Origin of the sequence: Streptomyces sp. NPDC001536 (assembly GCF_042894505.1) — a bacterium.
Lineage (GTDB): Bacteria > Actinomycetota > Actinomycetes > Streptomycetales > Streptomycetaceae > Streptomyces.
Map to the genome: position 1 here is coordinate 66,816 of NZ_JBIAVQ010000011.1, position 21,565 is coordinate 88,380.

21 protein-coding genes and 1 pseudogene are annotated in these 21,565 nt (G+C 70.9%); 14 read left to right on the forward strand and 8 right to left on the reverse strand.

Annotation, left to right across the window (positions count from 1 at the left end):
- Positions 1-68: 68 nt before the first annotated feature.
- From ACFY0U_RS28290 to ACFY0U_RS28300, 3 genes and pseudogenes are all read left to right on the forward strand, one after another.
- A pseudogene (locus tag ACFY0U_RS28290) lies at positions 69-395 on the forward strand (DUF1684 domain-containing protein); the annotation flags it as partial.
- A 189-nt stretch (positions 396-584) separates the two neighbouring features.
- Positions 585-1,490 carry a S1 family peptidase gene (locus ACFY0U_RS28295; RefSeq protein ID WP_388640455.1) on the forward strand — a complete coding sequence of 302 codons (906 nt, stop codon included), beginning with the start codon at positions 585-587 and terminating at the stop codon, positions 1,488-1,490.
- Between the two features lie 108 nt (positions 1,491-1,598).
- Positions 1,599-2,255, forward strand: a complete 657-nt coding sequence (locus ACFY0U_RS28300) for a hypothetical protein (protein ID WP_388640458.1) — start codon at positions 1,599-1,601, stop codon at positions 2,253-2,255.
- On the opposite strand, the gene ACFY0U_RS28305 is transcribed toward ACFY0U_RS28300, so the two are convergent.
- Positions 2,250-3,119, reverse strand: a complete 870-nt coding sequence (locus ACFY0U_RS28305) for an alpha/beta fold hydrolase (protein WP_388640460.1) — start codon at positions 3,117-3,119, stop codon at positions 2,250-2,252. The two genes, ACFY0U_RS28300 and ACFY0U_RS28305, sit on opposite strands and share 6 nt — an antisense overlap.
- Positions 3,120-3,208: 89 nt before the next feature.
- Here ACFY0U_RS28305 and ACFY0U_RS28310 point away from each other — a divergent pair, with 89 nt between their 5' ends.
- Positions 3,209-4,114 carry a slipin family protein gene (locus ACFY0U_RS28310; protein WP_388640463.1) on the forward strand — a complete coding sequence of 302 codons (906 nt, stop codon included), beginning with the start codon at positions 3,209-3,211 and terminating at the stop codon, positions 4,112-4,114.
- Positions 4,115-4,347: 233 nt separating this feature from the next.
- Positions 4,348-5,430: a S1 family peptidase gene (locus ACFY0U_RS28315; protein ID WP_388640464.1), complete on the forward strand. Its 1,083-nt coding sequence runs from the start codon at positions 4,348-4,350 to the stop codon at positions 5,428-5,430.
- Between the two features lie 211 nt (positions 5,431-5,641).
- Here ACFY0U_RS28315 and ACFY0U_RS28320 read toward each other — a convergent pair whose 3' ends face one another.
- Positions 5,642-6,691, reverse strand: coding sequence for a DUF3533 domain-containing protein (locus ACFY0U_RS28320; protein ID WP_388640467.1), 1,050 nt, complete (start codon positions 6,689-6,691; stop codon positions 5,642-5,644).
- A gap of 133 nt (positions 6,692-6,824) precedes the next feature.
- Here ACFY0U_RS28320 and ACFY0U_RS28325 point away from each other — a divergent pair, with 133 nt between their 5' ends.
- Genes ACFY0U_RS28325 through ACFY0U_RS28335 form a run of 3 tightly spaced genes read left to right on the forward strand, consistent with a single transcriptional unit; the run spans position 6,825 to position 12,309 of the window.
- Positions 6,825-10,280, forward strand: coding sequence for a DNA polymerase III subunit alpha (locus ACFY0U_RS28325; protein WP_388640469.1), 3,456 nt, complete (start codon positions 6,825-6,827; stop codon positions 10,278-10,280).
- On the forward strand, positions 10,277-11,245 hold the full coding sequence (locus ACFY0U_RS28330; RefSeq protein WP_388640470.1) for a hypothetical protein: 969 nt from the start codon (positions 10,277-10,279) through the stop codon (positions 11,243-11,245). Before ACFY0U_RS28325 ends, ACFY0U_RS28330 begins: the two co-directional genes overlap by 4 nt.
- Before the next feature lie 14 nt (positions 11,246-11,259).
- Positions 11,260-12,309 carry an NADAR domain-containing protein gene (locus ACFY0U_RS28335; RefSeq protein ID WP_388640472.1) on the forward strand — a complete coding sequence of 350 codons (1,050 nt, stop codon included), beginning with the start codon at positions 11,260-11,262 and terminating at the stop codon, positions 12,307-12,309.
- Here ACFY0U_RS28335 and ACFY0U_RS28340 read toward each other — a convergent pair.
- A complete protein-coding gene (locus ACFY0U_RS28340) occupies positions 12,287-12,661 on the reverse strand; it encodes a cupin domain-containing protein (protein WP_388640474.1) in 375 nt (124 codons plus the stop codon). The genes ACFY0U_RS28335 and ACFY0U_RS28340 overlap by 23 nt on opposite strands.
- A gap of 97 nt (positions 12,662-12,758) precedes the next feature.
- Here ACFY0U_RS28340 and ACFY0U_RS28345 point away from each other — a divergent pair, with 97 nt between their 5' ends.
- Together ACFY0U_RS28345 and ACFY0U_RS28350 are read left to right on the forward strand one after the other, a co-directional pair.
- Positions 12,759-13,202 carry a MarR family winged helix-turn-helix transcriptional regulator gene (locus ACFY0U_RS28345; RefSeq protein WP_388640476.1) on the forward strand — a complete coding sequence of 148 codons (444 nt, stop codon included), beginning with the start codon at positions 12,759-12,761 and terminating at the stop codon, positions 13,200-13,202.
- Between the two features lie 183 nt (positions 13,203-13,385).
- On the forward strand, positions 13,386-14,246 hold the full coding sequence (locus ACFY0U_RS28350; protein ID WP_388640478.1) for an esterase/lipase family protein: 861 nt from the start codon (positions 13,386-13,388) through the stop codon (positions 14,244-14,246).
- A 60-nt stretch (positions 14,247-14,306) separates the two neighbouring features.
- On the opposite strand, the gene ACFY0U_RS28355 is transcribed toward ACFY0U_RS28350, so the two are convergent.
- A complete protein-coding gene (locus tag ACFY0U_RS28355; RefSeq protein WP_388640481.1) occupies positions 14,307-15,302 on the reverse strand; it encodes a lytic polysaccharide monooxygenase in 996 nt (331 codons plus the stop codon).
- Positions 15,303-15,461: 159 nt separating this feature from the next.
- Here ACFY0U_RS28355 and ACFY0U_RS28360 point away from each other — a divergent pair, with 159 nt between their 5' ends.
- On the forward strand, positions 15,462-15,911 hold the full coding sequence (locus ACFY0U_RS28360; RefSeq protein ID WP_388640483.1) for a GNAT family N-acetyltransferase: 450 nt from the start codon (positions 15,462-15,464) through the stop codon (positions 15,909-15,911).
- A gap of 29 nt (positions 15,912-15,940) precedes the next feature.
- On the opposite strand, the gene ACFY0U_RS28365 is transcribed toward ACFY0U_RS28360, so the two are convergent.
- Positions 15,941-16,075: a hypothetical protein gene (locus ACFY0U_RS28365; protein ID WP_266829305.1), complete on the reverse strand. Its 135-nt coding sequence runs from the start codon at positions 16,073-16,075 to the stop codon at positions 15,941-15,943.
- A gap of 173 nt (positions 16,076-16,248) precedes the next feature.
- Here ACFY0U_RS28365 and ACFY0U_RS28370 point away from each other — a divergent pair, with 173 nt between their 5' ends.
- A complete protein-coding gene (locus tag ACFY0U_RS28370; protein WP_388640486.1) occupies positions 16,249-16,863 on the forward strand; it encodes a class I SAM-dependent methyltransferase in 615 nt (204 codons plus the stop codon).
- 54 nt (positions 16,864-16,917) lie between these two features.
- On the opposite strand, the gene ACFY0U_RS28375 is transcribed toward ACFY0U_RS28370, so the two are convergent.
- Positions 16,918-17,421: a DUF402 domain-containing protein gene (locus tag ACFY0U_RS28375; RefSeq protein WP_388640489.1), complete on the reverse strand. Its 504-nt coding sequence runs from the start codon at positions 17,419-17,421 to the stop codon at positions 16,918-16,920.
- On the reverse strand, positions 17,402-18,331 hold the full coding sequence (locus ACFY0U_RS28380) for a GNAT family N-acetyltransferase (RefSeq protein ID WP_388640491.1): 930 nt from the start codon (positions 18,329-18,331) through the stop codon (positions 17,402-17,404). The genes ACFY0U_RS28375 and ACFY0U_RS28380 overlap by 20 nt, the downstream gene beginning before the upstream one ends.
- Positions 18,332-18,403: 72 nt before the next feature.
- Between ACFY0U_RS28380 and ACFY0U_RS28385 the strand changes: the two genes are divergently transcribed.
- A complete protein-coding gene (locus ACFY0U_RS28385; RefSeq protein WP_388640493.1) occupies positions 18,404-18,772 on the forward strand; it encodes a GntR family transcriptional regulator in 369 nt (122 codons plus the stop codon).
- A gap of 110 nt (positions 18,773-18,882) precedes the next feature.
- On the opposite strand, the gene ACFY0U_RS28390 is transcribed toward ACFY0U_RS28385, so the two are convergent.
- Positions 18,883-19,977, reverse strand: a complete 1,095-nt coding sequence (locus tag ACFY0U_RS28390; RefSeq protein WP_388640496.1) for a DUF5925 domain-containing protein — start codon at positions 19,975-19,977, stop codon at positions 18,883-18,885.
- A 158-nt stretch (positions 19,978-20,135) separates the two neighbouring features.
- Between ACFY0U_RS28390 and ACFY0U_RS28395 the strand changes: the two genes are divergently transcribed.
- Positions 20,136-21,557, forward strand: a complete 1,422-nt coding sequence (locus tag ACFY0U_RS28395) for a xylan 1,4-beta-xylosidase (RefSeq protein WP_388640498.1) — start codon at positions 20,136-20,138, stop codon at positions 21,555-21,557.
- The last annotated feature ends 8 nt before the right edge of the window (positions 21,558-21,565 follow it).

Sequence of the window (21,565 nt, forward strand, 5' to 3'; positions counted from 1 at the left end):
GGGCGTGAAGGAGTCTGGGGCGTACGGGACTTCGGCCCGGCGTGGGAGGCGCGGCGTCCGTGTGGCGGCGCGGCCTCGGGCTGGGCGGGGAGCCGGTGTTCAGTCTTGAGGGACAGGAGTTCACGCTCCAGGTGACGGTCGAGGCGGACGGATCGCTGTGGGCGGTTTTCGGCGATGCGGCGAGCGGGTCGAGCAGCCGTCGCTTCCGGCTTCTGCGGCCCGCCGCACCCGGCGCCGAGGGGCGCACGACGGTCGACTTCAGCCGGGCTCTGCTTCCGCCGCGCGCAGTCGCCGACCTCTTCATCTGCCCCTTCCCGCCACCGGGGAACACGCCGGGCGCCGCCATCGAGGCGGGGGAGCGCACCCTGCTCCGAGGAGTGGTCAGCTCACGGTGAGCACATGGGTGGTTCAAAGGTTGACGGCCGAAAGGCGCCCTTGCGGCTACCGGTCGTTCGGCCGAATACTCCCCCACAGCGCTTGTCAGGGGCACGGCGTGTTCGGAATCCGGACATTCATGCCTCTGGCTGCGCCTCACGGGCCCCGACCCCACGCGGGCCCCCAACCTCCCTGGGAGGGAACGAAAAGTGAGGATCAAGCGCACCACCCCCCGCAGCGGCATAACGAGACGGACCCGGCTGATCGCCGTTTCCACCGGCCTCGTGGCCGCCGCCGCGATCGCGATCCCCAACGCGAACGCCGCCCCGGACGCGACCCCCTTCAGCACCAACCAGCTCAAGAGCGCCAGCGGTTCGGTGCTCAAGGCCGACATCCCGGGCACCGCCTGGGCGGTCGACAGCAAGACCAACCGTGTCGTCGTCACCGTCGACAGCACGGTCTCCAAGGCGGAGATCGCCAAGATCAAGCGGCAGGCCGGCGCCAACGCCGGTGCTCTGACGATCAAGAAGACCCCAGGCAAGTTCAACAAGCTGATCCAAGGCGGCGACGCCATCTATGCGAGTAGCTGGCGCTGTTCCCTCGGCTTCAACGTCCAGAACAGCAGCGGCGTCCAGTTCTTCCTGACCGCCGGTCACTGCACCGACGGCGCGGGCACCTGGTACTCCAACTCCGGCCGCACCACGGTCATCGGCACGACCACCGGCTCCAGCTTCCCGGGCAACGACTACGGCATCGTGCGGTACTCGGGGACCGTCAGCCGTCCCGGCACCGCGAACGGTGTGGACATCACCCGCGCCGCCACGCCGGCCGTGGGTACCACCGTCATCCGTGACGGCTCCACCACCGGCACCCACAGCGGCCGGGTCACCGCCCTCAACGCGACCGTCAACTACGGCGGCGGCGACGTCGTCGGCGGTCTGATCCAGACCACCGTCTGTGCCGAGCCCGGCGACTCCGGCGGCTCGCTCTACGGCAGCAACGGCACCGCGTACGGTCTCACCTCCGGCGGCAGCGGCAACTGCACCTCCGGTGGCACGACCTTCTTCCAGCCGGTCACCGAGGCCCTGAGCGCCTACGGCGTCAGCATCTACTAGGTCCCGGAACGGCCCGCGCCGCAGCAGCACCTTTGATGAGCCCCCGCACGCGTCTGCCGTGCGGGGGCTCGCTATCGTCTGCCCCGACACGGGGGAGGGGACGGCGAGTTGGACTTCGACGACCGGCAACGGCGCGTACGCCGAAGCCCGTTGCTGTTCGTGGCGCCGCTGGTGCTGCTGATCCTGCTCACGCTGGTGCTGCTGTGGGAGATCGTGCGGTCGAACATCACCGGCGACCTGGCCCACCAGTGGCCCTGGCGACTGCGGCTCATGGACATGAACCCGCTGGGCGCGCTGCTCGCGGTGGCGCTCGCGGCCGTGTTCGGGCGGGCCCAGTACGCGCGGACGGTACGGCCCGCACTGGGCTGGAGCTCCTCCTGGACGATCGGCGACCTCGGCCCGGACGAGCCCGGCTGGCATGTGGAAGTGGTGAACGGCGGCTCGCAGCACGCGGTGGTGGAGCGGGTGGACTACTGCTTCGTCCCGCGAGGCGGGGAACTCACCGAATGGACCGACCACGCCGGGGTGCTGGAGGAGCTCGCCGACCGTGGGTTCGTACAGGGCAAGGACTACTACCTCCGGCTGACCGGCGCCGGGTTCCCCCTGGGCAACGGGGGGATGCGGGCCGGGGCGTACGGCCGCCGGTTCGTCGGCGAGATCGACCAGCTGCGTGTGCGGCTGCGGGTCACCGACGCCGTGGGGGACAGCCACGAGCGGGTCATGGACCTGATGCGGGGCGCCCGGATGGAGCGCCCCGGATCATGACGCCGGGCACAGCCAGTCCAGTACGGCGGGCAGCGCCTCGATCGCCCCGAAGTGGCCGGCGTCCGGGTCCAGGACGGGACGGGCGCGGGGGACGCGGTTCAGAAGCCACTCGAAGTGGCCCACCGGGGAGAACCGGTCCTGGGCACCGTGCCACAGCAGGACCGGGCGCCTGATGTCCGCCGGGTCGAAGCCCCAGTTGCTCAGCAGGGCGAGGGCGTCGTCGAGCCAGCCGTACGCCGAAGTGCGCAGCGCCTCGCGGTAGTTGCGCAGCAGCATGTCGCCGACGGCCGGCTGGGAGACGATCCGCCGGTCGGCGTCCGTGAGCCCGTCGCGGATGGTCACCAGCAGCTGGGCGGGGTCCTGGCGGATGGCGGCGGCACGGGAGGCGAGCCGCTCCGCGAAGGCGAGCGTGTCGGTCAGCGCCAGGGTGTAGTCCTCGACGTTGGAGGCCGCCATGCCCTCGAACCAGCTCAGCCCCTGCGCGTCCGGCGGCGCGGGTGACACCAGCGCCGCCGCCCGCCGTACCCGCGCGGGCATCAGCGCCGCACAGGCCAGGGCGTGCGGGGCGCCGCCCGAGCGGCCGAGCACGGAGAACTTCTCCAGCCCGAGGGCGTCGGCCAGGTCCGCCACGTCCCGAGCCGCGTCGGCGACCCGGCGTCCGGGGTGGCGGTCCGAGTCCGCGTAGCCGGGACGGTCGTAGGCGATGAACCGCACCCAGGGGTGCGCCTTGACCACGTCCTCGGGCACGACCCCGGACCGGCAGCCCGGGGTGCCGTGCAGCAGCACCACCGGTGTGCCGTCCCCGTCGCCGTACTCCTCGACCGTCAGCCACCTGCCGTCGCGCGTCTGTATGCCGTCGAGCACCTGCGTCCTCCGTCTCCCCATCGTGTACATCGCGGAGTTACCGTCGAAGTACACACCTTGAGCACCTGATTCGGACCCTGGGGGCCGTCATGGTCGAGGAGCTGGTGGCAGCGGGCGTGACACTCGCCTCCGCCGGAGCGGTGTACGTGATGGCGGCGGCACGGGTCGTCAAGCAGTACGAGCGGGGCGTGGTCTTCCGTCTCGGCAAGCTCCGCCCCGAAGTGCGCGGGCCGGGGTTCACGATGATCGTTCCGGGCATCGACAAGCTCCGGAAGGTCAACATGCAGATCGTGACGATGCCGGTGCCGGGGCAGGAGGGCATCACCCGGGACAACGTCACCGTGCGGGTGGACGCGGTCGTCTACTTCAAGGTGACCGCGCCGGCGGAGGCGGTCGTGCGGGTGGAGGACTACCGGTTCGCGGTCGCGCAGATGGCGCAGACCTCGCTCCGGTCCATCATCGGCAAGAGCGAGCTGGACGATCTGCTGTCGGATCGGGAAAAGCTCAACCAGGGGCTGGAGTTGATGATCGACAGTCCCGCCGTGGAGTGGGGCGTCACCATCGACCGGGTCGAGATCAAGGACGTCTCCCTGCCCGAGACGATGAAGCGTTCCATGGCCCGGCAGGCCGAGGCCGACCGGGAGCGGCGGGCCCGGGTCATCAACGCGGACGCCGAACTCCAGGCGTCGAAGAAGCTCGCCGAGGCGGCCAAGGAGATGTCCGAGCAGCCGGCCGCGCTGCAACTGCGGCTGTTGCAGACGGTGGTGGCGGTGGCGGCCGAGAAGAACTCGACGCTGGTGCTGCCCTTCCCCGTCGAGCTGCTGCGGTTCCTGGAGAGGGCACAGCAGGGGCCTGCTCCGGTCCAGCAACCGGTGCCCCCTGTGGAGCAGCAACCGGTGCCTCCGGTGGAGCAGCAACCGGTGCAGGAGCAACTGCCGCCCCCCACGCCTCGCTTGGACGTCGGCCAGGCAGGGTCGAATTCAAGACAGGACTAGACCTCACAGGCTGCTCATTGATTACCCGCACGTAGTGTTTGCACTGCGAACTCGCCTGGCGTGACTGTGCACGGTCAATCTCTGGGGGGCGTGCAACCGCGTTCTACGCGCGTCCGGAACTCAACCTTGTGCGCTCCCCGCCGGGTTCGGAAGAGTAAGGGCTCGTCAACCAGCCTTCCGGCCCGCGAGGTCCCCACAACCGACCGGGCCGACCCCCCACAGGAGGACGCGAGTTGAAGCACCGACGCATACCCAAGCGGCGGGCGGCCCTGGCAGGTGCGGGAATCACCGCACTGGTCGCCGCGGGCATCACCTTCCAGACTGCGAACGCCAGCGAGCCCGCGAAGACCGCCGCGCCCCGGACCCTGTCGGTCGCCGCGGCCGGAAAGCTCGCATCGAGCCTCGGCGAGGACCTCGGGGCCGCGGCGGCGGGAACGTACTACGACGCGAAGGCCAAGAACCTCGTCGTGAACGTCCTCAGCGAGACCGCCGCCGACACCGTCGAGGCGGCCGGCGCCCAGGCGCGGGTCGTGGCGAACTCCCTCGCCGAGCTGAAGAGCGCCCGCTCCACGCTCAAGCAGGACGCGACGATCCCGGGTACGTCCTGGGCGACCGACCCGACCACCAACAAGGTGGTCGTCACTGCCGACCGCACGGTCTCCGACGCGGAGTGGGCCAAGCTCACGAAGGTCGTCGACGGGCTCGGTGGCGCGGCCGAACTCCAGCGCACGAAGGGGGAGTTCAAGCCCTTCGTCGCCGGTGGTGACGCGATCACCGGTGGCAGCGGGCGCTGCTCGCTCGGCTTCAACGTGGTCAAGGGCGGGGAGCCGTACTTCCTCACCGCCGGGCACTGCACCGAGTCCATCTCCACCTGGTCGGACTCGAGCGGGACCGAGATCGGCACGAACGAGGTGTCCAGCTTCCCGGACAACGACTACGGGCTGGTCAAGTACACCGCCGAGGTCGACCACCCGAGCGAGGTGAACCTCTACAACGGGTCCGCGCAGGCGATCACGGGGGCCGCGCAGGCCACGGTCGGGCAGTCGGTCACGCGCAGCGGTTCCACGACGCAGGTGCACTCCGGGAAGGTCACGGGGCTGGACGCGACCGTGAACTACGGGAACGGTGACATCGTCAACGGGCTGATCCAGACGGACGTCTGCGCCGAGCCCGGGGACAGTGGCGGCTCGCTGTTCTCCGGGAGCAGTGCGATCGGACTCACCTCGGGGGGCAGTGGTGACTGCACCTCCGGTGGGGAGACCTTCTTCCAGCCGGTGACCGAGGCGCTGTCGGCCACGGGGACGTCGATCGGCTGACGGTTCGTGGTGGTGTGCGGAGTCCCGCCCCTTCGGGGGCGGGATTTTCGTTTCCCACCCGCACCACCCGCACCGCCCGTGCGGGTTTCGCGGTCGGGTGCGGGTGGCCCTGGTGGGGGTGGAGCGCCGTCGGCGGATGCGGGTTTGATCGTGGCGGTCTCCTGTCGGTGGCCACCCGTACTACGGCGTCCGAGCCGGCGGCGGTTCGCCCTCAGGCTTCCTGTGCGGCCCCGCCGCGAGTCGGCGCCGGTTCGCCCTCACGCCTCTTGCGCAGTGCCGCCGCCCCCAGCGTGACCGCGATCCCGGCCGCCGCCCAGGCCGACAGCACCAGCAGGGAGGCGGTCGTGTCGTTGCCCTTGAAGTAGGCGATCGAGCGGGCCGCCCAGGTGCCCGCGCCCGGTGGCAGTGCCGGGCCGATCGCCCGCCAGAACGGCGGCAGCATCGGCAGCGGGAAGGCGCCGCCCGCGCTCGGGTTGCCCGCGATCACCACGAGCAGGATCGCGATGCCGATGCCGATGATCCCGAAGACCGCCTGGAGGGCGAGGGTCGCCGCCCCGACCGCGAAGGTGACCAGCGCGCCGAGCCCCCAGAAGGCCAGGACGCTGCCCGGCAGGGCGCCCAGGATCGGCCCCACGATCACCGCGCCGCCGAGTCCGCCGACGATCGACACCAGCGCCATCACGACCAGCCGGATCACCGCGCGGCGCGGGTTGGCGGGCCGGGCGCCGGTGCTGATCGCCAGGACCGAGGCGCACAGATAGCCGCCGACGCACCAGCCGACGACCAGGTAGAAGGCCGAAAGGCCGTCGAAGTCCTGGGAGGAGGCCGGAGCCACGTCCACCGTCTTCAGGCTCCGCCGCTGGGGGGTCTCCAGGGCGGTGAGGTACTTCTCCAGAGTCGTGGCGAGGACGGTGCCGCCACCGCTCGCGACGAGGAGCGTGTCGGTGGTCCCGGCCGGGTCGATGACCAGTGCCCCGTCGATGTCCCGGTTCATGATCTGCTTCCGGGCCGTCGCCTCGTCGGCCACCGCGCGCGGGTCCAGGGGAGAGCCGGGCAGCTTCTCCATCCGGGCCACCGCCTGCTCGGCGGCGGCCCGCGGCGCGGCCACCCCGAACGGCACGTCCTTCGGCTTCGGGTTGTGCAGGGCCCCCACATAGGACGCGATGAACAGCAACTGGAGGGCGATCACTCCGATGACCAGCAGCGTGGCCCGCGGGGTGACCGCGTCTTTCACCTCGGCGAGAAAGCTGTTCTGTGTCATGTCCCCACAGTCCGAGGTGAGGGGCGTTTCCGCAGGTGGGAGGCGGCCGAACGGTTGTCGTACAGATGTTCGGGATTGGGGGTATGGTGGGGGTGAGGCAGTTGGGAACTGATGTTCGAAAATGGAGGCGCGGGTGCCCGGGTTCACGCATCTGCACACCGTCTCCGGGTTCTCCCTGCGCTACGGCGCCTCCCACCCGGAGCGGCTGGCCGAGCGCGCCTCCGAGCGGGGCATGGACGCCCTCGCCCTCACCGACCGCGACACCCTCGCGGGCACGGTCCGCTTCGCCAAGGCCTGCGCGAAGGCGGGGGTGCGGCCGGTGTTCGGGGTGGAGCTGGCGGTGGCGGAACCCGCGCCGGAGCCCGCGGGGCAGAGCGCTTCCGTACGACCCGAGAAGCGCCGTGCGCCCGTGCGCGGAGGTGCCTTCATCGACGAGTCGACACCCCGTGTCACCTTCCTCGCCCGGGACGGCGCCCGCGGCTGGGCCGACCTGTGCCGGCTCGTCACGGCGGCACACTCCGAGAAGGGGGCCAAGGGCGCGGAGGGCACGCCCCTGCTGCCCTGGAGCGAGAACAAAGGGGACGGCCTGACCGTCCTGCTCGGCCCCGCCTCCGACGTCGGTCGCGCCCTCGCCGCCGGACGTCCCGACCGGGCGGCCCGGCTCCTGGCCCCCTGGCGTGAGATCTACGGCGACGCCCTCCGCCTGGAGACCGTCTGGCACGGCCGTGAGGGCACAGGGCCCGGCTCCCTGCGGCTGGCCGCCCGTACCGTCGGCTTCGCCGCCGAACAGCGCATCCGCCCCGTGCTCAGCAACGCCGTCCGCTACGCCGACCCCGGCCAGGGCCCGGTCGCCGACGTCCTGGACGCCGCCCGCCGTCTGGTCCCCGTCGACCCGACGAAGGAGCTGGACTCCGGCGAGGCCTGGCTCAAGGACGCGTCCGCCATGCTGACGGCGGCCGAGCGGATCGTGGAGGCCGCGGGCTTCCGGCGTGACACCGCCCACCGTCTGCTGGAGCAGACCCGGGCGACGGCCGCCGAGTGTCTGGTCGACCCCGAGGACGACCTCGGCATCGGCACCGTCCACTTCCCCGAACCGCACCTCGTCGGCGCGAGCCGCCGCACCGCCCAGCGGACGCTCGCCTCACGGGTGGCGGCGGGGATGGTGCTGAAGGGGTACGCCGATCAGCGCGTCTACTGGGAGCGGATGCACCGGGAGCTGGACATCATCGCCCACCACGGCTACGCCTCCTACTTCCTGACGGTCGCTCAAGTGGTGGACGACGTACGGGACATGGGCATCCGGGTGGCGGCGCGCGGCTCCGGTGCCGGCTCCCTGGTCAACCACCTCCTCGGCATCGCCCACGCCGACCCGGTCGAACACGGGCTGCTGATGGAGCGGTTCCTGTCCAAACGCCGGCTCGTGCTGCCCGACATCGACATCGACGTGGAGTCCGCCCGCCGCCTGGAGGTCTACCGCGCGATCATCGGCCGGTTCGGCACCGAGCGGGTGGCGACGGTCGCGATGCCGGAGACATACCGGGTGCGGCACGCGATCCGGGACGTGGGCGCGGCCCTGTCCATGGACCCCGCCGACATCGACCGCATCGCCAAATCCTTCCCGCACATCCGCGCCCGGGACGCCCGCGCGGCCCTGGAGGAGCTGCCCGAACTCAAGGCGCTGGCGGGGGAGAAGGAGCGGTACGGCAGACTCTGGGAACTGACCGAGGCCCTTGACGCCCTCCCGCGCGGAGTCGCCATGCACCCGTGCGGGGTGCTCCTCTCCGACGCCTCCCTCCTCGCCCGTACGCCGGTCATGCCGACCAGCGGCGAGGGCTTCCCCATGTCGCAGTTCGACAAGGACGACGTCGAGGACCTCGGGCTGCTCAAGCTCGACGTACTGGGCGTACGGATGCAGTCGGCGATGGCGCACGCGGTCGCGGAGGTGGAGCGGGCGACGGGGGACCGGGTCGACCTGGACGCCGTACCGCCGGGCGACCCGGCTACGTATCAACTCATCCGTTCCACCGAGACGTTGGGCTGCTTCCAGATCGAGTCCCCGGGCCAGCGCGACCTGGTCGGACGGCTCCAGCCGGCCACCTTCCACGACCTCGTCGTCGACATCTCGCTCTTCCGGCCGGGGCCGGTCGCCGCCGACATGGTGCGGCCGTTCATCGAGGCGCGGCACGGACGGGCGCCCATCAGATATCCGCACCCGGATCTGGAGGAGCCGCTGAAGGGGACGTACGGGGTCGTCGTCTTCCATGAGCAGATCATCGACATCGTCGACATCATGACCGGCTGCGGGCGGGGCGAGGCGGACCGGGTGCGGCGCGGGCTGTCCGACCCGGAGTCGCAGGGGCGGATCCGGTTCTGGTTCGCGCAGCACGCGGCGGTGAAGGGCTATTCCGCGGAAACGATTCAGCGGACCTGGGAGATCATCGAGGCCTTCGGTTCGTACGGCTTCTGCAAGGCGCACGCGGTCGCCTTCGCCGTACCGACCTACCAGTCGGCGTGGCTCAAGGCGCATCACCCGGCCGCCTTCTACGCCGGGTTGCTCACACACGACCCCGGGATGTATCCGAAGCGGCTGCTGCTGGCGGACGCGCGGCGGCGTGGGGTGCCGATCCTGCCGTTGGACGTGAACCGGTCGGCGGTCGCACACCGTATCGAACTGGTGTCTGAATCCCCTGTGGTGTGGGGGCTGCGGCTCGCCCTCTCCGACGTGTACGGCATCAGCGAGGCCGAGGCGGCGCGGATCGCGGACGGGCAGCCGTACGCCTCGCTGCTGGACTTCTGGGAGCGGGCGCGACCGAGCCGGCCGCTCGCCCAGCGGCTGGCACAGGTGGGCGCGTTGGACTCCTTCGGCGCCAACCGACGTGATCTGCAACTGCACTTGACCGAGCTGCACCGAGGGGCCAGGGGCGCTGGGGGAGGGCAACTCCCGCTGGCGGGCGGGCGGAAGACCGCGTCCGCCGGGCTGCCGGACCTGTCCTCCGCCGAGAAACTCAGTGCCGAACTGGGTGTGCTGTCGATGGACGCCTCGCGCAATCTGATGGACGACCACCGGGAGTTCCTGGCGGAGTTGGGCGTGGTCGACGCACGCCGGCTGCGGGACGCGCGGCACGGTGAGACGGTCCTGGTCGCGGGCGCCAAGGCGGCCACCCAGACGCCGCCGATCCGGTCCGGCAAGCGGGTCATCTTCAGCACCCTCGACGACGGCACCGGCCTGGTCGACCTCGCCTTCTTCGACGACTCGCACGACGCCTGCGCCCACACCGTCTTCCACTCCTGGCTGCTGCTGGTGCGCGGGGTGGTGCAGCGGCGCGGCCCGCGCAGCCTCAGCGTGGTGGGCGCCGCCGCCTGGAACCTCGCCGAACTGGTCGAACTGCGCGACGGACACGGCCTCGACGCGGTCTCCGCCCGGCTGGCGGAGCCCGTGCCCGAAGGAGCCGGCGATTCGACCGGCGGCCGGCGCATCCAAATGCCGACGGGATACGAACTGCATCCGTGGGCGGATCTGCGACCCGCGGGTCAAGAGCCTTCACAGGTACGGAAGTTGTGGCACCAGAGTCCGGGGAGTGCGGGATGACCATCCTCTGCGTACGTTTCCAGCTGCCGCCGACGGGTGAGGCGGCCCTGCCGGGTCTGCTCGGCTTGCTGGAGGAGTTCACACCGGTCGTCGAGGCGCTGCCACCGGACGCGGCCCTGGCCGATCTGCGGGGCGCCGAACGGTACTTCGGGCGGGACGCCGTCGAACTGGCCTCGGTGATCCGGGTCCGCGCCCTCGCGCTGTACGGGGTCGACTGTGTGATCGGCGCGGGGCCGGGCCGGATGCTGGCCCGGATGGCGATGAAGGACGCGCGGCCCGGGCTGACCTGCGCGGTGACCGAGGAGGAGGGTGCGGAGTTCCTCGCCGGGAAGCCCGTCGGCGCGCTCCCCGGCGTCGGCACGGCCACCGCCCGCACCCTGTGCGAGTACGGCCTCGACACCCTCGGCCGGGTCGCCGCCGCCCCCCTGTCCACGCTCCAGCGTCTGGTGGGTGCGCGGGTCGGCCGCGAACTGCGGGAGAAGGCGGGCGGAGTCGACCGCGGCCGGGTCGTCCCGAACGCGATCTCCCGCTCCCTGGCCACCGAACGCCCCTTCACCCGCGACGAGTTGGACCCCGACCGGCACCGCCGGGCCCTGCTCTCAGCCGCCGACGAACTGGGCGCCCGGCTGCGCGCCCTGGACAAGGTCTGCGGCGCCCTCGCCCTCACCGTCCGCTACGCCGACCGCTCCTCGACGACCCGCACCCGCACCCTGAAGGAACCCACCGCGCACTCGGCCGCGCTGACCAGGACGGCCTACGAGATGTACGAGGCACTCGGCCTCCAGCGCGCCCGGGTCCGCTCGCTGTCCCTGCGCGCCGAGAGCCTCGGCCCCGCCGAACAGGCCTCCCACCAGCTCACCTTCGACCCCGCCGACGAGAAGCTCCGCCGTATCGAGGAGGTCGCGGACCGTGTGCGCGCCAGGTTCGGGCCGCACGCGGTGATGCCGGGGTCGCTGGCGGCGTGACATAGGGTGCCCGCATGACATGGCGGGGGCCGACGTATCGGACGGTGGACGGGGAGCGGGTCGACGGGGTCTGGTGTCATGTCTGGCGCCGGCACCAGTTCGGCGACGGGTACTACGTGGACGATCTCGTCGTGTACGCGGACGGCGCGATCAAGTGCGAGGGGGCCGACCTCATCGATCTGGCCGGGCTGGAGCGCAGGCTGACCAAGGGGATCGTCGCGGTGCGGGACCCCGAGGCGCCGCCACTTCCCGAGCCGCCGTCCCGGTGGGGCGCCCGGTACCCCGAGCCGCTCACCACGGAGAACTTTCTCCTCGAAGTGGCCGACCGTATCGAGGAGTTGAGCGGCAGGCCGACGGCGGCCCAGCGCTGCCACGAGGCGATCCGGCGCTACCGCCAGGAGCCGACCGAGCCGAGCCGCGAGGCGCTGCGCCAGGCGTACCTGGCGATTCCGGCGCACCTTCGCGTCTACGTCCTGGGTGACATGGAACGCCAGGACCGCCCCCTGAGGATCCTGCTCACCGACGTGGGCGAGGCCGTGGACGGAGACGGCCCGGTGGTGACGCGGGAGATGCACCGGGACGTTCTGGAGTTCTTCGACGAATACGACCACGGAGTCACGGAGCGGCCGAGGCCGGTGTACGCGGACGACCCGGCCGAGCCCGTCCCGCCGCCCGTCGTCCTGCACGACGTCATCTATCCCCGCGGCTGGCCCGAGGAGCTCGACCTCTTCGTGCTGCGCAACAACTACCCCGCCGAGATCCACTTCGCCGGTGCCACCCACCCCTCCGTGCACGACGGCTACGAGACCCTGGCCGAGAGCCACCAGGGCGACGACTGGCCCGACGTACGCCTCGCCGTCATGACCGGCCTGCTGCGCGCGAAGTTCACCCAGCACCCCGACCTCGCCGAGATCCTCCTCGCCACCGGAAACGCGACGATCACCTACACCGGCCACAAGGAGTCCCCCTACTGGCGGGACGCCGGCTCCCGCGGCGGCCGCAACTGGGTCGGCCGGCTGCTGGAGTTGGTGCGCTCCGAGCTCAGTTGGCCCACGGCGGGGTGATGACCGTGCCGTCGGCCAGCGTTGCCTCCAGGCCGATGGACGTGGTGACCCAGGAGATCGCGGTCCGGTCGGTCGGGTTCTCGACGCTCAGGGTCGCGCCGGGGTTGATGATCAGGGTGTCGCCCGCCGCGATGCGGTGGGTCTCGTCGTCGAGGGTGATCAGGAGTTCGCCGTCGAGCAGATGGAAGATCTCCTCGCGGTTGACGGTGTGAGCGGGCGCCTTCGTCCCCGCCGGGATCTCGCCGCGCCACGCGCACAGCTCCTTGCTGCCGCTGAGGGGAGTGGCGTACGAGACGAAACGGGCGCCGTGGATCTCGTGGGTGACGGCTTCGGACGAGCGGACAACTGGCATGGCGGGCCCCCGAATCGATAAGTGGTCAAGCAGGTTGACTATATGCCCCTATAGTCAAGCTGCTTGACCAACCTGTCAAGGGTGTTTCAATGCATCCGTGCAGAACACCGAAGCCCTCGCCCTGTCCGCCGTCCTGCTCGCCGCCGCGGGTGAACTGACGCATCGCATCAACGACGGTGTCGTCGCGCGGGGATTCGAGGCGCGGCCCATGTACGGGTTCGCCTTCACCCGGCTCGCCCCGGACGGGGCCACGGTCACCGACCTCGCCGTCCATCTGGGAGTGACGAAGCAGGCCGCCAGTCAGCTCGTCGAGGACCTCGTGCGGAAGGGGTACGTCGAGCGGCGGCCGCATCCCGATGACGCGCGGGCCAGGCTCGTCGTGCTGACCGAGCGCGGGTGGGCGTGCACCCGGGCCGCGGAGGAGGCGGCCGCGGAGGCCGTCGGGGCGTGGGTCGAGCTGATCGGTGAGGGTGAAGTGCGGGCGTTGCGTGATCAATTGGCGCGCATCGCCCCCTATGGTCCCATCAGGCCCACCTGGTGATGGTTCATCAGTGAACGCACTTGAGCCGTACTCGTCCCCGATTAGCACTGGAAGTTTTTACTGACGCGTAACTTCACAAGTGCACTACTCATTCGTAACTTGACGAATGAACAGCATCCTCGTGATCCGGATCACAGGGCGTAAGGCCGTCGCAACTCCCTTGAGCCGCAAGGAGATCACTCGATGCTGCCCTGGAAACGCCTGCTCAGACCCCTGACCGCGCTGCTGCTGACCGCCACGGTCACCGTCGTCCCCGCCGCCACCGCCCATGCCGCCACCGCTCCCAGCAGCGGCTGGAACGACTTCTCCTGCAAGCCGTCCGCCGCCCATCCCCACCCCGTCGTCCTCGTGCACGGCACCTTCGCCAACTCCGTAGACAACTGGCTGGGCCTCGCGCCGTACCTGAAGAACCGCGGGTACTGCGTCTACTCCTTCGACTACGGCCAACTGCCCGGCGTCCCCGTCTTCCACGGCCTCGGCCCCATCGACAAGTCGGCCGAGCAGCTGTCCGCCTTCGTCGACAAGGTGCTCGGCGCGACCGGCGCCGCCGAGACCGACCTCGTCGGCCACTCGCAGGGCGGCATGATGCCCCGCTACTACCTCAAGTTCCTCGGCGGAGCCGCGAAGGTGGACGCCCTCGTCGGCATCGCGCCCAGCAACCACGGCACCACACTGGGCGGCCTCACCCAGCTGCTGGACTACTTCCCCGGAGCCGGCGACCTGCTCTCGCAGAACACCCCGGCCCTCGCCGACCAGGTCGCCGGATCGCCCTTCCTCACCAAGCTCAACGAGGGCGGCGACACCGTCCCCGGCGTGACGTACACCGTCCTCGCCACCAAGTACGACGAGGTGGTCACGCCGTACCGGAGTCAGTTCCTCAGCGGAGCCGGCGTCAACAACGTGGTGATCCAGGACCTGTGCCCGCTCGATCTCTCCGAGCACGCGGCGATCGGGCTGTTCGACCTGATCGCCTTCCACGAGGTCACCAACGCGCTCGACCCCGCCCACGCCACCCCGACGACCTGCGCGTCGGTCCTGGGCTGACGCACGAACGGGGGCTGCCCGGCCTGAGCCGCCGGACAGCCCCCGCCCCCCGTGGTGGTCTCAGCGGCCGTGCCGGCCACCGCTCACCGCGCGCCGGCGGACCGATCCGAAGAGGATCGCCGCACCCACCGCGAGGACGGCCGCGCCGCCCATGGCGAGGTACGCCGTGCTGCTGTCGCCACCGGTCTCGGCGAGGTCCTCCGTGGCACCGGCCGCCTTCACCTCGTTCGCGGGCGCGGCGGCGGTCGTCTCCGACTCCGTCGCGGTCGGCTCCGCCGAGGTGTCGGCGTCCTGGTCACCGTGGCCGTGGTGCTCGACCGTCGACTCGTCCTCGCCCTCCTCGATCTGCTCCTCGGACGGGGCGGAGGCGCTCGGGGCCGGGGACGCGCCGCTCTCCGGGCCGGACCCGGACGAGCCGCCGCCCGCGAACGTCACGTCCGAGCAGGAGTAGAACGCCTCCGGGCTGTCCGAGCGCTGCCAGATGCCGTACAGCAGCTGCGCGCCGGAGCGCTTCGGGAGGGTGCCGGAGAACGTGTAGTGGCCGCCCGTCGCCGTCGGGTCGGTGGCCGTCGCCACCGGGTTGGCCAGGTCCAGGTCGTCCCAGGCCAGCGGCTGCGTCGGGTCGTAGCCCTCCTTCGTGATGTACACCTTGAAGGTGCCCTTGTGCGGGGCGGTCACGCGGTACTTGAAGGTGTACGAACCACTGCTCACGCTCGTCGTCGGCCAGTCCGCGCGGGCCAGGTCGAGGCCCTTGAACTCGTCGCTGTTCGCGCTGCACAGCCTGCCGTCCGGGATCAGCGACTGGTGCTGTCCGTTCGCGTCACCGATGCGGACGCCGTTCCAGTCGTACAGCGCCTGCGTACCGCCGGCCGCGACCGCCGCCTTGCACGCGGCGGACCTCGGGCTCTCGGGACCCTCCGCATAGCACTGCGCGACCCGGCTGACCGGGTCACCCATCGTGCCGTGCGCCGACGCGGGCGCGGCGCCCAGCGCGGTGAGGGCGAGCGGGGTCAGGCCGAGGGTGGCGACGACGGCGACCTTACGGCGTGCAGGCATGGGGAAACTCCTCGCAGCGGTTCTTGGGAATCCCGTGGGGGCGATCAGCAAGCTAGCCCCAAGAAACCCGGAAATCGCCTGCTGGGAGCGGCTGGCGGTGATCCTTATGGTGCCGTTAAGGGAGTGCTCAGACTGCGATCAGGTAGGTACCTTCGCGGCATGACCGACGACGAGATCCGGCAGGCCGTCGCCGCCGATGTGCCGGCTGTGAAGAGCGTGACCGATGCGGCGTACCGCCACTACATCGAGCGCATCGGGGTGGTGCCGCAGCCCATGGAGGCGGACCACGCGGCGAACGTGGCCGCGGGGCGGGTGTTCGTGACGGGGGAGCCCGTGACGGGGCTGGTGGTGGTCGAGGAGCACCCGGACCATCTGTTTCTCGACAGCATCGCCGTCCACCCCCACGCCCATGGCAAGGGCGTGGGCGGACGGCTGCTGCGCTTCGTGGACGCACACGCGCGTGCGCGAGGTCTGCCCGAGGTCAGGCTCTACACCAACGCGTTGATGTGGGAGAACCAGAAGATCTATCCGAGGTACGGATACGAGGTCGTGGAACGGCGAGTGGACGGGCCCTATGACCGCGTCCACTACCGCAAGCGACTGGACTGAGGCGTCTCATGCGCCGGGTCATGGCGGCGTCAGCCGTCCGGCCACCAGGTGCGCGCGATGTCCTTTCGCACCTCCGGGCGTCCGGCGGAGCTCTCGTCGGCCTCCTCGCGGATCCGACGGCTGTCCGACTTCTTCAGGGGCTTCTGCACGGTTACGCGGCGCATGGCTGCCTCCTTCAGTGCCTACCGTGTTCCGCGTTCTCGCGGAGGTAGACCCTTTTGGGGAGAGTTACTCATCGGAGCGAATCTGTCAGTGGTGACCATCACGATTTCGACTGGCTTTCGAGTGGTGTTCCACCGCCGTCTGATTGTCAGTGCCGGGTGGCACGCTGTGGACCATGGCGAATCACAGGGAATTCGACGCCGACGCGGCCATGGATTGGGACGCGGAAGCCGCCTCTTTCGACGACGAACCGGACCACGGCCTGCGCGACCCCGAGGTGCGCGCAGCCTGGGCCGACCGGCTGCGCTCCTGGCTGCCCGGCCGCGCCTGCGACATCCTCGACCTGGGCTGCGGCACCGGCAGCCTGTCGCTCCTCGCGGCCGAGCAGGGACACCGCGTCACCGGCGTGGACAGCTCCCCGGCGATGGTGGACCTCGCCCGCGCCAAGCTCGCCGGACGTGACGCGGCGTTCCTGGTCGGTGACGCGGCGGCACCGCCGGTGGGGGAGCAGCGCTTCGACGTCGTCCTCGTCCGGCATGTGCTGTGGGCGCTCCCGGACCCCGGCCGCGCCCTGCGCCACTGGCATGAGCTGCTGCGGCCGGGCGGGCGGCTGGTGCTCGTCGAGGGTGTCTGGGGCGAGGTCAGCCCGGTCGGGATACCCGCCGAGCGGCTGACCGCCCTCCTGGAGTCCGTCGCCGCACACGTGCGGGTCGAGCGGTTGTCCGGCGATCCGCTGCTGTGGGGCAGGGCCGTGACGGACGAGCGGTACGCGGTGGTGGCGGCCGTCTGAAGCAGGCCGGTGCCGTCGCGCCGACGGCACCTCGCGGCCCTTCCGGCGGACCACTCAGGCCAGCAGCGACTCCAGACCGCCGTCGGCTGAGGCCAGCACCTCCAGCTCGTCCAGAGCCCTCATCGCGGCGCCCGCCGCCTCGGGATCCGTCTGTGCCAGCCCGCTCTCGGCGAACTCGTCCTCGTCCAGACGCAGCACCTCCGTCCCGTCGGCGGAGCGCCACAGGTCCAGGTCGAGATCCTCCACGACGAGTTCGGCGCCGGACCGCAGAGCGGGGCGGGTGATGTCGCAGTACCAGCCCTTGAGCGTGCCGTCGGCGGCGCGGACCTCCTTGACCGCGTACCAGCGGTCCCGCCAGTAGTGCTCCGTGAAGACGTCCCCGGGCTCGAAGCGGACGAAGCCGAAGTCACGGACGCCCTCGCCCGCCCACGCGGCGCGGACCGTGATGTGGTTGCCGTCGTCGCCGACCAGCTCGGCCGGGTAACGGATCTTCGTTCGGCCCGCCTTGACCAGCACCACATCCAACTGCCGAGTCGTCTCAGCCGAGTTCGCGGACATACCGAACCTCCGTGGCGCAGATCTCGTATCCGAACCATGTGTTGATGGCGATCATGGGTCCGTTCCCGGCGTCGTTGCCGGTGAACGCCTGCGTGAACCCCGCGGCGCGGGCGCGGTGCAGGGAGTCGTTCTTGGCGAGCTTGGCCAGGCCCCTGCCGCGGTGGGCGCGGGCCGTGCCGGTCATGGCGGTGCCGTAGCGGGTGGCGCCGTCGGTGCGGGCCAGGCTGAAGGCGGCGGGGCGGCCGTCGACCACGGCGACCGAGGTCAGCTCGGGGCTCATCAGCGGCTGGTGCCAGGTCTCCCGGAGCCACGCCTCGTAGTCCGTGAACTCGTAGTCGACGTCGCTCGGCTCGTCCGCCAGCGTCTCCGAGTCCAGCTCGAACAGCGGGCGCGGGTCGTCCGCGAAGTCGGCACCGGTGCGCAGCTCGACGCCCGGCGGCGGGTCCTGGAGCGGCGGCAGCGTGCCGTTCGCCAGGTCCAGGCGGAGGAAGTGCGCCGAGCGGCTCGCCCGATAGCCGTGCCGCTCGGCGAAGGCGCGGTTGCCCGGCTCGTCCAGGACCCAGGCGAACAGCTTCGTCGCACCGTGGGCCGCCAGATGCTCCTCGGCGGCGCGGACCAGCAGCGCGCCGGCGCCCCGGCGCTTGCGCTCCGGGTGGACGTACACATTGACGTAGCCCTGACCCGGCTCCGGGCTGTCGTACACCAGACCGACCTGAGCGGTGCCGATCACCTCGCCGTCCGCCTCCGCGAGGAGGGGGCGGTAGTGGGCGTCCGGGTGCATATGGGTGAGGTCGTAGGCGAGTCCGTCGGGGGTCGACAGGAAGAAGGGCATGGCGAGGTCGCGGACCCGGACGAAGTCCTCGAAGTCGGCCCGTACGTCGGGACGCAGGTCGCGCACGATCACAGTCATGTGGTCGGACGCTACGGGGGAGAAGTGTCCCGCTGCCTCTCATTTTCCGGCGGGTGCGGGACAATCGACCCCGTGACCTTGAAGATCCACATCGACGACAGCGCGCCGCCGTACGAGCAGGTGCGGGCGCAGATCTCCGAACAGGCGCGATCGGGGGTGCTGCCGGTCGGGTACCGGCTGCCGACGGTACGCGGACTGGCCGAGTCGCTGGGCCTCGCCCCGAACACGGTCGCCAAGGCCTACCGGGCGCTGGAGACCGACGGCGTGATCGAGACGCGGGGGCGCAACGGGACGCTCGTGGCTGCCGCCGGCTCGGCCGCCGAGCGGGAGTTGGCGTCGGCCGCGCAGGTGTACGTGGAGCGGGCCCGGAGGTTGGGACAGACCGAGGCCGATGCGCTGGCGGCTGTGCGGGATGCCCTGCGGGCGGCTTACGAGGGGTGAGTGTTTGGTTTTCGTCTGCTGCGCCGTTGGGGCTGGTCGCGCCCGCGCGGCGGAGCCGCAAATTGACACAGCCCCGCGCCCCTTTGGGGCGCGTTCAGTGGACCGGCGGCTTATAGGTACAGGCCCGCGTCCGCGCCCTCCCTCGGCTCCGGCAATGTCGTCGGTGACGTGCCCCGCCGCAGCGCGTACAACTCTGCCAAAGTCGCCCCCTCGCGGCCCACGCCCTCCTCCGTGCCCAGCCAGTCGACCGCCTCGCGGCGGGTCAGCGGGCCCACCTCGATGCGGGCCAGGCAGCGGCCGGGGCGGACGACGGCAGGGTGCAGACGCTCCAGGTCCTCGTTGGTGGTGACGCCGACCAGGACGTTGCGGCCCTGGCCCAGCAGGCCGTCGGTCAGGTTCAGCAGCCGGGACAGGGCCTGGCCCGCCGTGTGCTTGGCCTCGCCGCGGATCAGCTCGTCGCAGTCCTCCAGGAGCAGCAGCCGCCAGCGGCCCTTGCCCGTCGAGTCGTCCTCGCCGATCGCGATGTCCATCAGATAGCCGACGTCGGTGAAGAGCCGCTCGGGGTCCAGTACGCAGTCCACCTGGCACCAGTCCCGCCAGGACCGGGCCAGGGTCCGCAGCGCCGACGTCTTGCCGGTCCCCGGCGGACCGTGCAGCAGGAGCAGCCGGCCCGCGATGTCCTCCGGCGTCGTGCTCATCAGGCCGTGCATCGCGTCCGCGACCGGCGCCGTGTAGTTCTTGCGGACCTCGTCCCAGGTGCCGGCCGCGATCTGCCGGGTCGTGCGGTGCGGGCCGCGGCGCGGGGAGTAGTACCAGAAGCCCATGGTCACGTTCTCGGGCTGCGGCTCGGGCTCGTCCGAGGCGCCCTCCGTGGCCTGGTCGAGCACCTTCTGCGCCAGCTCGGCGGAGGTCGCCGTGACGGTGATGTCCGCGCCGCGGTTCCAGCGGGAGACCAGCAGGGTCCAGCCGTCGCCCTCCGCCAGGGTCGCGCTGCGGTCGTCGTCGCGGGCGATGCGTAGCACACGGGCGTTGTCCGGGAGCAGCGTGGCGCTCGACCGTACGCGGTCGATGTTCGCCGCGTGCGAGTACGGCTGCTCGCCCGTCGCGAAGCGGCCGAGGAACAGCGCGTCGACGACATCGGACGGCGAGTCGCTGTCGTCGACGTTGAGCCGGACCGGCAGAGCGTCGTATGGGTTCGCAGACATGCCCGCCATGATCCGGCACGGGGGCGTCGTATGCATCCGGTTTCCGCGTTGCGTCCGGTGTGTCGGATGAGACCGTTTGCGGCGCCTCCGTCCTGTTGCAGAGCTGTACATCTCAAAGCTCTGCCGTAGCTGTGGCCTCCCGATTACTGTTGCCCTTGATGGGACGTCATGGGTGGAATTCGGGGGCACGGCGGTGGCGGCTCACCGCACTGCTCGGAGTGGGCGCCGCGGCTCTGGCCCTGGTCGTGACCCTCCTCAACACGCTTCCTGGGAACGGCGCGAGCACCGACGGAACCACACGCAACGGCAGCAAGGCGCACGGCACCCCCACCAGCACACCGGACGCGGAGACCCCTGAGGTGGGCTGGGGCTTCACCCACACCCAGTTCAGCGCCGACGAGGGCGACCCGACCGCGGTCGAGCGGGTCGAGGGGCGGCTCGTGGACCTCGGCGGGCTGCCGCAGAACCAGCACGTCATGGGCTGGGGCGCCGACAACCCCGAGCCGGTCAAGGGGCGTTACGACTTCGAGGACATGGACCGCCGGATCGACTTCGTCCGCGCCTCCGGCTCGACCCCGGTCGTCACCCTGTGCTGCGCCCCGGACTGGATGAAGGGCGGCGAGTCCGGCGTCGGCAACACCGACTGGAGCCAGGCCGCGCTGGAGACCGCGCCGGAGCCCGCGCACTTCAAGGACTACGCCGCGCTCGCCGCGACGGTCGCCAAGCGCTACCCGGACGTGCGGCACTTCATCGTCTGGAACGAGTTCAAGGGCTTCTGGAACGACGCCGAGGCCCGCTGGGACTACGAGGGCTACACCCAGCTCTACAACCTCGTCCACAAGGCGTTGAAGAAGGTCAACCCCCAGATCATGGTCGGCGGGCCGTATCTCGTGATGGACAGTCTCGACCCGCGCTCCGAGGACGCCTCGAAGACCTTCAAGGGCCCCTGGGGCGCCATGGACCAGCGGATCCTCGACGCCTTCGACTACTGGAACACGCACAAGGCCGGCGCCGACTTCGTGGTCGTGGACGGCTCCAGCTACACCAACGACGACGAACTGCTGCCGAACGAGTTCGCGGCGACCGACAAGTTCACCGCGGTCAGCAAGTGGGTGCGGCAGCAGACCGGCGACCTCCCGCTGTGGTGGGCCGAGTACTACGTCGAACCCGCCGACAGCCGGGACGAGCGCGAGGGCTGGTCCGAGACCCGCCGCGTCGCCGTGCAGGCCGCGGGAATGATCGCGCTGGCCAAGGGCGGCACCACCTCCGCCTTCTACTGGAACCCGGAGAACGAGAAGGGCACCGACTGCGCGGGCTGCCTGTGGACGCCGACCAGCGGCAAGGACGGCGGGCAGAACCTGCCCATGTTCGACCTCCTCAGCCGGTTCAGCAAGGAGTTCCGGCCGGGCACCTCGTACCGGACGGTGTCCGTCGCCGCCGACGACGTGCCCCACGTACGGGTCCTGGCGACCGACAAGACGGTCCTGGTGGTCAACACCCTCGACCGCCAGATCAGCGCGAAGGTGGACGGGAAGACGTTCGACATGGCCGCCTACGAGGTCAAGTGGCTGAGCCGCTGACCCACTTG